The following is a 13,732-nucleotide window of genomic DNA, read 5'->3' on the forward strand; positions in this document are numbered from 1 at the left end:
TCTTAATATGTCTACAAAAGCATCTTAAAATTACAAAACTACTGATAGAATTTTGTTAAAGGTTTCATTAGGTGGTCCTACACTTTTTCGGATATTTATATAAATTTTGAAAATGTCGTCCGCAAATAGACTTTCTAGAGCCTATAAAAATGCCAAAACCATCCCGTTTGATGATGATTCCAAGTTCATCCTATTTAGCGATTGTCATAGGGGGGACAACAGTTTTGCGGATGATTTTGCCAACAATAGGAACATCTATTTTCATGCACTAAAATTCTATTACAATGAAGGTTTCCAATATTGTGAGTTAGGCGACGGCGATGAACTTTGGGAGAACATCCATTTTGAATCCATTTTTGAGGCCCACAAAAACGTTTTCAAACTACTTCGCCAATACCATTTGGAAAATAGATTGCACATGATATGGGGCAATCATGACATGGTATATAAAGATGAGGCCTACGTTAAAAAACATCTCTCAAGTTATTTCGAACCCATAGATGATAAGGACAAAGAGCTTTTTGAGGGCATCAGATACAACGAAGCATTAATTTTGAAACATACCAAAACGGAACAAGAATTATTTTTAGCACATGGGCATCAGGCCGATTGGTGGAACTATACCTTTTGGCGCTGGGGCCGATTTTTGGTAAGAGTTTTATGGAAACCCCTACAGGTCTGGGGTATTGCAGACCCGACAAGTCCGGCAAAAAACTATACGGAACTGATAAAAGTCGAACGTCGGATTAAGAAATGGATACTTAAGAACGACCTGAAAATTACCATTGTTGGTCATACACACAGACCGAGATTTCCGGAACCGGGCGATATTCCTTTTTTTAATGACGGTAGTTGTGTTCATCCAAGAAGTATTACGGGTATCGAAATTGAAAAAGGACAAATATCATTGATCAAGTGGCAGATTTCTACTACCGAGGACGGGATACTTAGGGTAGTGCGGATTCTCTTGGAAGGGCCCCAAAAATTGACAGATTATATGAAGCATTAGTAATGTTTAATATGAAGTTTCAATTCTAAAACCCTAAAGTTCAAAATATGCTGAGACAGTGCATCCGAAGATTAAAAATTAAATGGAGCCTATCTTTTTATGCTATATTTAAATCTTATTTCTAAAGATAATCAACCATACCATGCCACTACTCATTGTAATTCTTGGAATAGTACTGCTCTTTATATTAATTACAAGGTTTAAGCTCAACGCTTTCATCACCTTCATACTCGTTTCGCTTTTCGTCGGAATAGCCGAGGGTATGGAACCTGTTACCGTCATAGATTCCATTCAAAAAGGCATTGGCAATATCCTTGGATTCTTAGTAATCATTTTAGGCCTCGGGGCTATGCTAGGAAAATTGGTCGCGGACAGTGGCGCAGCTCAAAGAATCACGACCAAACTTGTCGATAAATTTGGAAAGAAGAATATTCAATGGGCCGTTGTACTCACTGGATTTATCGTAGGCATACCCATGTTCTATTCCGTAGGTTTTGTGATTTTAATCCCGCTGGTTTTTACCATTGCGGCGGCAACTGGGCTACCGCTACTCTATGTAGGCCTCCCTATGCTGGCCTCCCTTTCCGTAACTCATGGGTATTTACCTCCACACCCGGCGCCTACGGCAATTGCGGCTACCTTTAATGCGGATATTGGCAAAACCCTATTGTATGGGATTATTGTAGCCATCCCTGCTATCATCGTTGCAGGACCTCTATTGTCACGAACCATGAAAAACATAAAAGCAACCCCACTTAAGGAGTTCTTGAACCCCGTAATTCTGAAGGACGAAGAAATGCCCGGTACAGGAATCAGTATTTTTACCGCTCTGCTACCCGTTATTCTTATTGCCATAGCTGCTTTGGCAGCTCTTCTTCTACCGGATGGGTCGGTATTACAGGACATTTTGTTGTTCGTTGGCAATCCAGTTATTGCTATGCTCATTTCGGTTTTGGTGGCTATATATACTTTAGGTCTTGCCCGTGGTAAAAAAATGAAAGAAGTGATGGATTCCGTGGCCAGTGCCATAACGGGAATAACCATGGTACTATTGATTATAGCTGGAGCAGGTGCTTTAAAGCAAGTACTTATAGACAGTGGTGTCAGTGAGTATATTGGAGCAATGCTCGATGGCTCTTCCATTTCTCCATTAATTTTAGCTTGGTTAATTGCCACTGTCATAAGGGTCTGTGTAGGATCCGCAACGGTCGCAGGACTTACGGCTGCCGGTATTGTGCTGCCTTTGGTAAACGGGACTGGCGTAAGTGCCGAACTCATGGTCCTGGCCATAGGTTCCGGCAGTTTAATGCTCTCCCATGTGAACGATAGTGGTTTCTGGCTTTACAAAGAATATTTTAATTTATCGGTAAAGGATACGCTAAAAACATGGACCGTTATGGAAACCACGGTGGGTGTAATGGGACTGATAGGTGTGCTCGTACTTAATATCTTCATTTGATCATAAGCACATAACCTATCATTAATCCTGAATAATTACTGATTTCACATCTACTAAATATCGTTTTATTGACTGTCTAATTCATATGCTTTTTTAAGTAGCGTCTCCCGAGATTAGAAGTACCTCTTTTTTCGTAAAGTTCTACACAAAAGAATAATTTGAGATTGGTTTTTAGGGTTGAAAAGACACTTATATCGTATCTTTTACCTGTAAATTATAATTCATGAAACCATCAGAAAAAATAAAGGAACTTGGCCTAATTCTACCACCGGCACCTCCGCCAGCCGGTTTGTACAAACCTATATTGGTGGTTGAAAATTTTCTATATGTTTCCGGACAAGGACCAATGCTTAAGGATGGGTCCTTATACACTGGTCGCGTGGGAGAAACTCTGACGCTTGAACAGGGAAAAGAAGCTGCTAGACATGTAGCGCTTACAATGTTGGCAACCATCACGACCCACTTTGGGAGTTTAGACCGTATTAAAAGACTGGTAAAAACTTTGGGTATGGTCAACTGTACCCCGGAATTTGGAGATCAGCCATTAGTCATTAATGGGTATAGTGAATTAATGTCCGATGTTTTTGGTCCTGAAAATGGCGTTGGCGTTAGAAGTGCAGTAGGCATGATGCTTCCCGGTCAGGTAGCGGTTGAAATTGAGGCCATGTTCGAGCTACATAAATAATCTTCCCATGAACAATGAAAAATGGTTTCTTTTAAAGGATGCTGAATCCGTCATTTCTCCATCCCTATTGATATATCCGGATAGGATAAAGCACAATATAAAAACTATGGTAGACATGGCGGGTGGCCCGGAAAACTTGCGTCCCCATGTAAAAACACATAAGTGTGCTGAAATAATATCCATGCAATTGGAGCAAGGAATTACCAAGTTCAAGTGTGCCACAATAGCCGAAGCGGAATTATTGGCTTCCTGTAAAGCACCTGATGTCTTGCTAGCCATGCAACCTGTTGGGGCGAACATAGACCGTCTGCTGTCCTTAATTAAAACATTTCCGAAGGTAGCGTTCTCTGCGCTGGTCGACAACACCTCAACGGCTGACCTACTTGGTAGAAAGGCAGCCAAAAATGAGATTAAGCTTTCGTTGTTTATTGATTTGAACGTGGGAATGAATAGAACGGGAATAGCGCCAAATTTGGAAGCATTTAATCTTTACAAGTTTATATCGGAACAGTCAAATTTATCATTTGAAGGTTTACACTTATATGACGGACATTTTAGAAATCCGGACCCCATAATACGAGAAAAGAATTGCGATGCAGCTTTTGAAACTGTCTTGGCATTAAAGAAAAAAATAATTGATGCTGGCCTTCCACAACCAGTTATTATCGCGGGTGGATCCCCTACTTTTCCTTTTCACGCCAAACGCGAAAATGTTATTGCAAGTCCCGGAACTACACTACTTTGGGACGCTGGCTATGGGGAACTATTCCCAGAAATGAACTTTCTTCCTGCAGCAGTTTTGTTTACACGTATCATCAGCAAACCAAAAGCGGGTATTATTTGTTTTGATTTAGGCCATAAATCCATTGCTCCCGAAATGGCCTTTCCAAGGGTACGATTTTTGACCTTAGATCACGGCAAACAAATAAGTCAGTCCGAAGAGCACCTAGTGGTGGAATACGACGACCTTAAGATTTCTGAAGTGGGTGACGAACACTACGCTATCCCCAAACACATTTGTCCTACAGTCGCCAAGTATGAGTACTTGCAAGTTGTGGAAAATGGTGGGATTGTAGACACTTGGAACGTAGCCGCACGTAACCATAAAATAACCATATAATATGTTCATTTTTGATGCTCATCTGGACTTGGCCATGAACGCCATGGAATGGAATCGTGACCTCAGGTGGACAGTAGAAGATATCCGGAAAAGTGAGCAGGATTTGACGGATAAGCCGGATCGAGGTAAAAACACCGTTTCCTTTGATGCGATGCGCCAAGGAAATATTGGCCTCTGTGTGGCTACTCAAATAGCACGTTATGTAAAACCCGAAAACCCGTTACCTGGTTGGAACTCATCACAACAGGCTTGGGCACAGACCCAAGGACAGCTGGCTTGGTACAAGGCCATGGAAGCGGACGGATTTATTAAACAAATAACTGACAAAGCAACCCTTAATGCCCATTTAAAAAGTTGGGAGGAGGACCGGGAAAATACACCTATTGGATATATTTTAAGTTTGGAGGGAGCAGATAGTATCATTGACCTAGATTATCTGGAGAAATCATATGAGCAAGGTTTACGGGCCATTGGACCTGCCCATTATGGGCCAGGAACCTATGCCTTTGGGACAGATTCCGTTGGAGGCATCGGAGCGAAGGGTAAAGAACTTTTAAAGAAAGTTCAGAGTCTAAATATCATTCTAGACGCCACTCACCTTTGTGACCAAAGTTTCTGGGAAACTATGAATGCTTATCAAGGACCGGTGTGGGCCAGTCACAACAACTGCCGGAAATTCGTGAACCATAACCGCCAGTTTTCAGATGAGCAACTATTGGAACTTATTGATCGGGATGCCGTAATAGGAACGGCTCTAGATGCTTGGATGATGGTTCCCAATTGGCAACGTGGAAAATCGACACCAGAGAAAATGGGGGTAACCTTGGACCTTATGGTCCAAAATATAGACCATATCTGTCAATTAGCAGGTAACTCCTTACATGTGGGAATCGGTACGGATCTGGATGGAGGTTTTGGAACAGAACAAAGTCCTTCAGATTTGGACACTATTGCAGATTTGCAGAAAATTCCTGAGTTATTACGAAATAAAGGATATGGTACGGAGGATATTAGTAACATCATGCATAAAAATTTTATACGCTTCTTGAACAAAACTTGGAAATAGCCATTTTCGTTTAGGCAGTATGATGGCGGTTACTTATCGATCATTTAACAATTTAACAAGCTCTTAAGTCCCCATGGCAGGGTATTTGTTATCTTTATTTTGATTTTTTAATAACTGATGAATAAAACTAACCTACTTCTTGTAATTCTTTGTGTCTTAGGTTTTGGATGGGTAAACGCTCAATCCGACATTCCTACGCAAAAACCGTTGAAGGTAGAAGCGGTTAAGATTGAAGACCCAAAGGGAAAGACCACTTCTGGTCCGGTTCTGAATATACCTTCTGTAATAAAGGAACAGCCCAAGCTCGATTATAAAAATCCCAATCCGGTAAAAATGGTGCCGGATGAGGAATTAGTTCAAGCAGGAACCGGCCTCAAGATCGACCCTCGTATCGGACCGGGTGAACGGCTGGGAGGTTCCGGACAATACTTTGCAGATCAGTATCTGGGAGACGTAAAGAGTAATGGGAAATATGTGGGCATTGTTTGTAGAGACCATGAATATGTGGATGGGGATCGCGTAAAGATATACGTAAACGACATGGTAGTAGAGCACAATATGTTGCTTACGGGTGCCTTTAAGGGCATAAACGTTGATTTACAACCAGGCTTTAACAAACTAGAATTTGAAGCATTGAACCACGGTTCTTCTGCACCGAATACCGCCCAAGTAGATGTTTATGATGATACGGGGCAATTAATCTATTCCAACAAATGGCTACTGTCTTCCGGGTCTAAGGCGACACTCATCGTTACTAAGGATTAAACCCAATCGTGTTGGAAAGAATTTTGCTCTTAAGTTTATTCACTTTTACACTAGTATTAATTTATCCCCAAAAGGAGGACCGTTATACTGCCCTTGGCCACTTTGAGAAATCTACTCCAACTTTAAAAAAAACAGATTCCATAATTTTTACAAACGGTTTTGATTTTCCGGTAGGAAAACCAGATGCAAATGGATATTATAATGCACAGCCTTTTGGCATGAATAATCATCTCGGTGAAGATTGGAACGGCAATGGTGGTGGTAACACAGATTTCGGAGATCCAATTTATGCATCAGCCAATGGCTACATAAGTTTCTCGAAAAATATTGGAGGAGGCTGGGGGAAGGTTATCCGAATCAAACATTATATGGAAAATGGCGAGATTTACGAATCTCTTTATGCTCATTGTGACTCCATTCTAGTTGAAAAAAATCAATTCGTTTACAAGGGTGCTAAAATTGGAACAATTGGAAATGCAGGGGGAATGTATTTTGCCCATTTACATTTTGAAATCAGAAACGATGTGAACCTCCCTATTGGTCAAGGTTACTCTAATGACACTGAAGGGTACTTAGACCCTACTAAATTCATACGACAACATAGAAAATAAGGCTTCCCCAAGCAAACAAGAACCCAAAATGGACTATAGTGCTTGAATGTCAATTTTCCATTTTTATCTATCCAAATAATTGAATGAGTATAGCTCTTGCGCAGAGAAGATGATACATCTATCACTTTGGTAAAACTACTTACGCATTCCGGGCTTATAAGTCTCTTTTGCCCGCTTCAAAACATCTTCTCTATAGAATGCTGCATCCTTCCATTCCACATCGGCATATTTTTGAATCTGATCATCAAAGTGAGGGGAATCCGGGTCGCCACTTTGCCCACCCGCTAAAATAGTTTTTGCCTTAACCGTTTCCCCAAACTCTACGGCGGCCACGAAACTGTTACCACGCGTTCCGTAGATTTTCTTGGCACCTTCAGTCGTATACCTGGCACCGTAGGCAGCTAGCGCTCCCCAGGACCCCGACGCAAAACCGATGGGAATACTGGGCTTGTCATCATCAAAATTTTGACGGATATCTCCAGTAAGGCGTTGATACCTGTTTACCTCGCCCCAAGGCATTTTCCAAGTTCCAAAATCCGCCGTTAATTGGTCAATCGTTTTTTCAAAAATCTTGAGTTGTTCCCCAGGCTGCGTTCCCCAATAAATAATACGCTCCATAGCATTCAGCCCATCAGGATATCTTCCTTCTTGATAATAACGCGTACCATAAAAATGGGCCAGGGTCATGGCAACCGACTGTTTGGATGTTTTATAATCCCATTTCTGCAGTACTTCGATAGCTTCTCTCAGCTTCGGGTTTTTATCATCGTGACTATTATAGGCCTTTATCAAACCTGGAATTAAAGCTTCGAACGCGGGCAGATAGGGGTCATGTGCCAATTGAATTAAACTATCTAAGGTATAACCACTTCTTCCTTTCAATAATCCTATGGCGTGAACGCCCCTAAAATTCTCTTGGTCCCTAGACATATAATAGGGATAATCTTCCTTTTTAGGGCTGAACTCCAAAGCCGAAGTATACGGAGTAGAGTTGCAGTTCTGTATCCATCCGTTTTCGGGATTCAATACTAAAATATTTTCATCTACCGTATGCAAACCTTGCCAATCGGTCTTTGGGTTCCATCCTTCAACAGGTTCAGCATAATCAAAATTGACATCACGCTTGGGTACAAAATTCCCATGAAAATAGGCGATGTTTCCCTCGGCATCCGCATAAACGGTATTGTTGCTGGAGTTCGTACGGATATCCATCATTTCACGAAAACCATTATAGCCCTCTTTTTTGGTTCTAACAAATGATTGTTCCAATGCTTTAATAGGTTCCCACATCATGGCCGAGGCCGTCCACATACCATCTTCCATATGCGTAATAGGTCCGTGATGAGTGCGATAGGCAGGGAATGTCTTCTCTTTTAAGCCTTCATCACTTTTATATGTAAGAGTGATTTTCGACACCTCTACCGGACGTAATTCTTCACCATATTGGTATACGATGTTACCATCCAAATTGGTGATGTTTTCTTTGAATTCATCCATCACATCAGTATAAGTTGATGTATGCATCCATCCCGTTTTTTCGTTGAATCCTTGGTACACAAAAAACTGACCCCAAGTAACGGCACCATAGGCATTGAGACCTTCCTCGGAGACCACGTGCACCTCTCCCCTAAAATAAAATGAGGTATGAGGGTTGATGAGCAGCATGGCATTCCCGGATTGGGTTAATGAACCCGAAATCGCAATTCCGTTAGAACCTTGTGGTTCAACCATTTCCTCCTCCTTTTCAATGGCCTTAATTTCTGACTCGGGTATTTCCATGTTACCCTCATAAAAGGCTTTTATTTCGCTGGTTCTTATGCGCTCAATATCGCCACCAATACTTCCTTCACTAAAATACATTGGCATCCATGGTTCAAAACGGGTCAGTAATTTAGGCTTCACTTCCGGATGTGTATGCAGGTAATAGTTTACGCCGTCCGCAAAGGCATCACATAATTTCTTTAACCAATCCGGACTTTTTTCATAATTCGCCTTCGCCTCGTCCTCCGTCATAAAAAGCTTTGCCCGTAAATCACTGTACAAAGCCTCTTCCCCCTCAACTTCTGCCAAACGACCCGTTGCCCAAATGTAATTCTGTTCCACCCTGTTAAAGTCATCTTCACATTGCGCATATAACAATCCGAAAATCGCATCTGCATCTGTTTTGCCGTAAATATGGGGAACACCAAAATCATCCCTAATAATTTCAACGTTTGACGCTTGCTCTTTCCATCTTTCAATTTCTGTGTTCGGTTGCTCAATGGCACAGGATGTAAGTATGAGAGCGGACAACAGAAGGATAATATAACGGTTCATAATCATTGAATTTTGAATGATGAAGATACATCAAATGGTTTAGAAATTACCAACTGCCACTGGCGCCGCCTCCCCCGGAACTGCCGCCACCTCCTGAAAAACTACTTGAGCTTCCGCCGGAAGAACTGGAGCCAAAAGAATGCGTCCCCGTTGAGGAAAATGTTTTCCTATAGTAGGCCTTATCATTGGAAATTAAGGAAAGTTTGAAATCATCCTTTCCAAAAAATTTGATTTTGATAAAAGCGATGAGTATGGAAATACCAAAAAAAGGAATTAATAGCCATAACAATAGACTAGGACGTTCCAAAAAATAAGACACTGGTAACAGTTCCGGCCAACAAATGGTCGCAACCACTCCCAAGGGGACTGCTAAAAATACGAGGCCGAAAACAGAAGAGAGCGCTGCTGAAAAAATCAAGAATAATCCCGGCAGTAGTCCTAGCTTTCCGATAAAAATTCCCCTAAAAATCTCAATCAAACCACTATAAGATCTGTAGAAGAAAAAACCACCTACACCCACGAATACACAAATGAAGAGCAGTAAGAAGCCAGCACCAATCAATGTGTTTCTATCCTCACTGCGTTGTATTTCCTCCTTAAATTCATCTAGTGCTTCTGGGTCCCTTAAGAGAGAAATCAATTGATCTGTGGCTTGTGATATGCCCTCAAAATATTTATCCTCTTTAAAATTCGGAATCATGGTATTCCTAATAATTCTTGAGGCAACAGCATCGGTAATATAAGGCTCCAAACCATACCCGACCTCGATGCGAACTTCCCTGTCCATTTCTGAAAATAAGATTAACAGTCCATTATCCTTTCCCTTTTGTCCTAAGCCGTTTTGATTAAACAGACCGTTCGCGTAGGACTCGATAGTCTCATATCCTAAACTTTGTACTGTTACCACAACCAGTTGATTGGTAGTCTCTTGCTCAAAAGCAGTCAATTTTTCTTTAAGCGTAGATAACTGATTTGGATTGAAAATACCCGCACTATCCGTTACTATTTCACGTAGTTCCATATATCTGTTTTGACATAGAACAGTGGTGGAAATAGCTATAAAAAGAAGTAGTACGGTTTTTTTAATCATACCCCTATTGAGTTGTGCTATTTCAAAGATACAGTTCTTCTCCAAAAATCAATTCAAACATAACTATGGCATTCTTCACAGTAATTCTCTTTAAATTCAAGTAACTTGCAAGCTTCTTGTTCGAATAAATTATGGCAGACAAAAAAGTTAGTATTCTTACCGCGTTCAAAACAATAATTTGGCCCAGACGAAAGTTAGTTTTCCTTGGACTGGTATTAATTGTAATAAGTAAAGCAGCGAGTTTCGTCGCGCCAGTATCACTTCGCTATTTTTTGGATGACATCGTACCCAATAAAGATTATGACCTCCTCAAAATACTAGTGGCCGTAGTTATATTTTCCTTTTTCGTACAAGGTCTTATGTCTTTTCTTTTGACCAAGGTACTTAGCATACAAGCACAATACATGATTTCCGAGCTTAGGGCACAGGTACAGAAACAAGTGCTTTCATTACCCCTTCGATTTTTTGATAATACCAAATCAGGGGCTTTGGTCTCAAGGATTATGAGTGATGTTGAAGGTGTTCGAAACCTAATTGGAACGGGATTGGTGCAGTTGGTGGGCGGAACCATTACGGCGGTCGTATCACTAATACTTTTATTAAGAATAAGTCCGGGTATGACATTGCTAACTTTTATTCCTCTTGTTTTATTTGCCATAATCGCCTTAAAAGCTTTTAAAATTATCCGTCCCGTTTTTCGTGACCGTGGTAAAATAAATGCGGAAGTTAAAGGACGTTTAACCGAAACTCTTGGCGGAATACGGGTAATCAAAGGGTTTAATGCGGAAGCTCAAGAAGCAAAAGTATTTGAAAATGGTGTGGACAAATTATACCAGAACGTAAAAAAGAGTTTAACCGCCACTGCCGTGATGACAAGTTCGTCAACTTTTCTTTTAGGCTTGGCCACTACAGGAATAATGATGGGATATGGTGGCTACAAAATGATGGAAGGAGAATTAACGACGGGACAATATTTTGAATTTACTTTTTTATTGGCCCTGATGATTGCCCCAATCGTACAGATGAGTAATATTGGAAGTCAGTTAACAGAAGCGTTGGCCGGTCTTGACCGGACGGAAGAACTAATGAACGAAGTATCTGAAGCAAATGAAAAAGAGCGTACCGTTCAGCTTTCAAATATTCATGGCGATATGTCTTTTGAAGATGTTTCCTTTGCTTATGAAGAAGACAAGGATGTTCTGCACAATATTAGTTTTAAGGTAAAATCTGGGGATGTAATAGCTTTGGTCGGTAGTTCGGGGTCAGGTAAATCCACTATTGCTGGTTTGGCAGCTACTTTTTTGAATCCAGATTCAGGCAAGATTACGGTAGACGGGATTGATTTGGCAAAAGTCGATTTGACCAGTTTTCGACAGTTTTTAGGCGTTGTTTTGCAAGATGATTTCTTATTTGAGGGTACCATAAAAGATAATATCCTCTTCCCTAGACCCAACGCCTCGGAAGAAGAATTGCAAAAGGCGGTAAAAGGGGCCTATGTTGATGAATTTACGGATAGGTTCGAAGATGGGCTAGAAACCTTGATTGGGGAACGTGGCGTAAAACTATCAGGTGGACAGCGACAGCGAATTGCTATTGCACGTGCGGTTTTGGCCGATCCTAAAATCCTGATTCTTGATGAAGCTACTTCTAACTTGGATACGGAGAGTGAGGCTTTGATCCAAAAAAGTTTGGCCACGCTCACTGAGGGAAGAACAACTTTTGTTATTGCCCACCGTTTAAGCACGATTCGTAAAGCCAACCAAATTTTAGTGATTGAAAACGGCCGTATTGCGGAACAAGGTACCCATGATGAATTGATTGCAACCGAGGGAAGGTATTATAATTTGTTCACCTACCAAGCGAGGATTTAATTCTTACAAAAAAGGGCTATTTTCGTCGTCAAATCAATACAACCTTCATGAGACAATACGTAACTACAGCACTATTGCTATTCATATCTTTTTGCATTCACTCTCAGATAATTTATGAAAATGGCTATTTCATCGATATGAATGGCGAACGAAAAGATGGTTTAATTAAAAATAATGATTGGGCCCACAATCCCGACTCTTTCAAATATAAAATCTCCGAAAACGACAAGGAACAAATATTAAAGACTTCTGACGTAAAAGAGTTCGGTTTCTACAATGGCATTCGGTATATAAGTGCAATAGTTAAAATCGATTTATCACCTGATGATTTCGAGAGACTAACTACCAACAGACTTCCAAATTTTACAGAACAACGGCTTTTTTTAAAAGAATTGGTAGCTGGTGAAAGTCCGCTTTACTTGTATACTGACGGAAATATTACCAGATTTTTCTATAGAGTCGAGGAGAATAGGCTAGAACCTTTGGTCTACAAACGATATTTGGTGAATGATTCAAAAATTAGAGCATATGAAAGATTCAAACAACAATTAATAAACCACATTAAATGTGAGGTTATAAGCGAGAGTGACATAAAGTCCACAACATATTCTATCTCATCATTGACAAAAATTTTTAGGGATTACAATATATGTTTGAATCCAAACATCAGTTTTGAAAAAATATCAAAGAATAAATCTCAGATTAACCTTTCATTGAAATCCGGTTTGCAATATGGTAATGTTGAATATCTCCGTACCGCTTCTGTATTTTCAGCAGAGGAATCTTTTGATTTTGGCAATTCGTTAGGGTTTCGATTGGGGATAGAAACAGAATTTGTTTTACCTTTCAACAAAAATAAATGGGGGATTTTCATAGAACCCACTTATCAGGTTTATAATTCTAAAAATTCCTCTGATAATTTCAGTATCACATACAAGTCCATTGAAGTTCCACTAGGATTGAGACATTACCTTTATTTAAACGATTTAAGGTTATTTATGAATGCCGCAGGAGTTTATGACATTCCTTTAAACTCTAACATAAATGAAAACATTAAAATTTCAAGTTCTGCTAATTTGATGTACGGTTTAGGTCTTTCTTTTAAGGAAAAGTATAGCTTAGAAATAAGACGTACGACAACAAGAGAATTACTTTCTGACTTTAGAGGCGAGAGTGGTGACTATAACCTAAATTTTATTATCATTCTTGGAATTATCTTGTAGTTTAACATTTTAATCTGTAATTTTTGCTATTGAACAATAACCAAGAGCATTTGGGAAGTAGCGTTAACCTTTAGAATTAAATCCAATTAAGTTTAATAAAAAAAGCCCATCGTTACCGATGGGCTTATGTAAAACTTGAAAGTATATGATTAGATAACTTTTACGTTTACTGCGTTTAGACCTTTGTTACCTTCTTGTAAATCAAATTCGACTTCATCGCCTTCACGAATTTCATCTACTAATCCAGAAATGTGTACAAAGTGATCTTTTTCAACTCCTTCTTCAGTGATGAATCCAAAACCTTTTGTGTCGTTGAAAAATTTTACTGTTCCTTTACTCATTGTAATGTAATTAAATTTATAATATTTATTAATTGGCAAAGATGATGCCATTTATCGGACATTCAATATTTTAATTGACTTATTTTCAATTTATTATAAATTTTGTTCTTTAAAAACGCATTCTTTATCCCATATTACCGTAAAGCCTTCGCTACATTTTTGAGGAGTAGACTTGG

12 protein-coding genes are annotated in these 13,732 nt (G+C 39.9%); 9 read left to right on the forward strand and 3 right to left on the reverse strand.

The features are described 5' to 3' along the window. Nucleotides 1-112 precede the first annotated feature (112 nt). From N8A89_RS05865 to N8A89_RS05895, 7 genes are all read left to right on the forward strand, one after another. The gene (locus N8A89_RS05865) at nucleotides 113-1,009 is read left to right on the forward strand and encodes a metallophosphoesterase (protein ID WP_289645067.1); all 897 of its coding nucleotides are present in this window, start codon (nucleotides 113-115) and stop codon (nucleotides 1,007-1,009) included. Nucleotides 1,010-1,151: 142 nt separating this feature from the next. After that, complete coding sequence (locus tag N8A89_RS05870) at nucleotides 1,152-2,468, forward strand: gluconate:H+ symporter (RefSeq protein ID WP_281541419.1); 1,317 nt, start codon at nucleotides 1,152-1,154, stop codon at nucleotides 2,466-2,468. A gap of 223 nt (nucleotides 2,469-2,691) precedes the next feature. Beyond that, nucleotides 2,692-3,153: a RidA family protein gene (locus N8A89_RS05875; protein WP_281541420.1), complete on the forward strand. Its 462-nt coding sequence runs from the start codon at nucleotides 2,692-2,694 to the stop codon at nucleotides 3,151-3,153. A 7-nt stretch (nucleotides 3,154-3,160) separates the two neighbouring features. Then, nucleotides 3,161-4,273: a D-TA family PLP-dependent enzyme gene (locus N8A89_RS05880; protein ID WP_281541421.1), complete on the forward strand. Its 1,113-nt coding sequence runs from the start codon at nucleotides 3,161-3,163 to the stop codon at nucleotides 4,271-4,273. A 1-nt stretch (nucleotide 4,274) separates the two neighbouring features. After that, on the forward strand, nucleotides 4,275-5,339 hold the full coding sequence (locus N8A89_RS05885; RefSeq protein ID WP_281541422.1) for a dipeptidase: 1,065 nt from the start codon (nucleotides 4,275-4,277) through the stop codon (nucleotides 5,337-5,339). 117 nt (nucleotides 5,340-5,456) lie between these two features. Beyond that, nucleotides 5,457-6,104, forward strand: coding sequence for a hypothetical protein (locus N8A89_RS05890; protein ID WP_281541423.1), 648 nt, complete (start codon nucleotides 5,457-5,459; stop codon nucleotides 6,102-6,104). Nucleotides 6,105-6,115: 11 nt separating this feature from the next. After that, entirely contained in the window at nucleotides 6,116-6,715 is a 600-nt protein-coding gene (locus N8A89_RS05895; protein WP_281541424.1) for a M23 family metallopeptidase, read from the forward strand. A 135-nt stretch (nucleotides 6,716-6,850) separates the two neighbouring features. On the opposite strand, the gene N8A89_RS05900 is transcribed toward N8A89_RS05895, so the two are convergent. After that, nucleotides 6,851-9,031: an acylase gene (locus N8A89_RS05900; protein ID WP_430682090.1), complete on the reverse strand. Its 2,181-nt coding sequence runs from the start codon at nucleotides 9,029-9,031 to the stop codon at nucleotides 6,851-6,853. A gap of 46 nt (nucleotides 9,032-9,077) precedes the next feature. Continuing rightward, nucleotides 9,078-10,166, reverse strand: coding sequence for a TPM domain-containing protein (locus N8A89_RS05905; RefSeq protein WP_289645068.1), 1,089 nt, complete (start codon nucleotides 10,164-10,166; stop codon nucleotides 9,078-9,080). An 86-nt stretch (nucleotides 10,167-10,252) separates the two neighbouring features. Between N8A89_RS05905 and N8A89_RS05910 the strand changes: the two genes are divergently transcribed. Then, complete coding sequence (locus N8A89_RS05910) at nucleotides 10,253-11,992, forward strand: ABC transporter ATP-binding protein (protein WP_289645069.1); 1,740 nt, start codon at nucleotides 10,253-10,255, stop codon at nucleotides 11,990-11,992. A gap of 47 nt (nucleotides 11,993-12,039) precedes the next feature. After that, complete coding sequence (locus N8A89_RS05915; RefSeq protein WP_281541427.1) at nucleotides 12,040-13,215, forward strand: hypothetical protein; 1,176 nt, start codon at nucleotides 12,040-12,042, stop codon at nucleotides 13,213-13,215. A 149-nt stretch (nucleotides 13,216-13,364) separates the two neighbouring features. On the opposite strand, the gene N8A89_RS05920 is transcribed toward N8A89_RS05915, so the two are convergent. Continuing rightward, entirely contained in the window at nucleotides 13,365-13,556 is a 192-nt protein-coding gene (locus N8A89_RS05920) for a cold-shock protein (RefSeq protein ID WP_027075965.1), read from the reverse strand. Nucleotides 13,557-13,732: the final 176 nt, after the last annotated feature.

The sequence above is a fragment of the Maribacter aestuarii genome, from assembly GCF_027474845.2.
Lineage (GTDB): Bacteria > Bacteroidota > Bacteroidia > Flavobacteriales > Flavobacteriaceae > Maribacter > Maribacter aestuarii.

Bases quoted from the DNA above. Each gene is read 5' to 3' on its own strand.
- N8A89_RS05870 (WP_281541419.1), top strand. From the start codon at position 1,152: ATGCCACTACTCATTGTAATTCTTGGAATAGTACTGCTCTTTATATTA.
- N8A89_RS05915 (WP_281541427.1), top strand. From the start codon at position 12,040: ATGAGACAATACGTAACTACAGCACTATTGCTATTCATATCTTTTTGC.
- N8A89_RS05920 (WP_027075965.1), bottom strand. From the start codon at position 13,556: ATGAGTAAAGGAACAGTAAAATTTTTCAACGACACAAAAGGTTTTGGA.
- N8A89_RS05890 (WP_281541423.1), top strand. From the start codon at position 5,457: ATGAATAAAACTAACCTACTTCTTGTAATTCTTTGTGTCTTAGGTTTT.
- N8A89_RS05885 (WP_281541422.1), top strand. From the start codon at position 4,275: ATGTTCATTTTTGATGCTCATCTGGACTTGGCCATGAACGCCATGGAA.
- N8A89_RS05865 (WP_289645067.1), top strand. From the start codon at position 113: ATGTCGTCCGCAAATAGACTTTCTAGAGCCTATAAAAATGCCAAAACC.
- N8A89_RS05900 (WP_430682090.1), bottom strand. From the start codon at position 9,031: ATGAACCGTTATATTATCCTTCTGTTGTCCGCTCTCATACTTACATCC.
- N8A89_RS05875 (WP_281541420.1), top strand. From the start codon at position 2,692: ATGAAACCATCAGAAAAAATAAAGGAACTTGGCCTAATTCTACCACCG.
- N8A89_RS05910 (WP_289645069.1), top strand. From the start codon at position 10,253: ATGGCAGACAAAAAAGTTAGTATTCTTACCGCGTTCAAAACAATAATT.
- N8A89_RS05880 (WP_281541421.1), top strand. From the start codon at position 3,161: ATGAACAATGAAAAATGGTTTCTTTTAAAGGATGCTGAATCCGTCATT.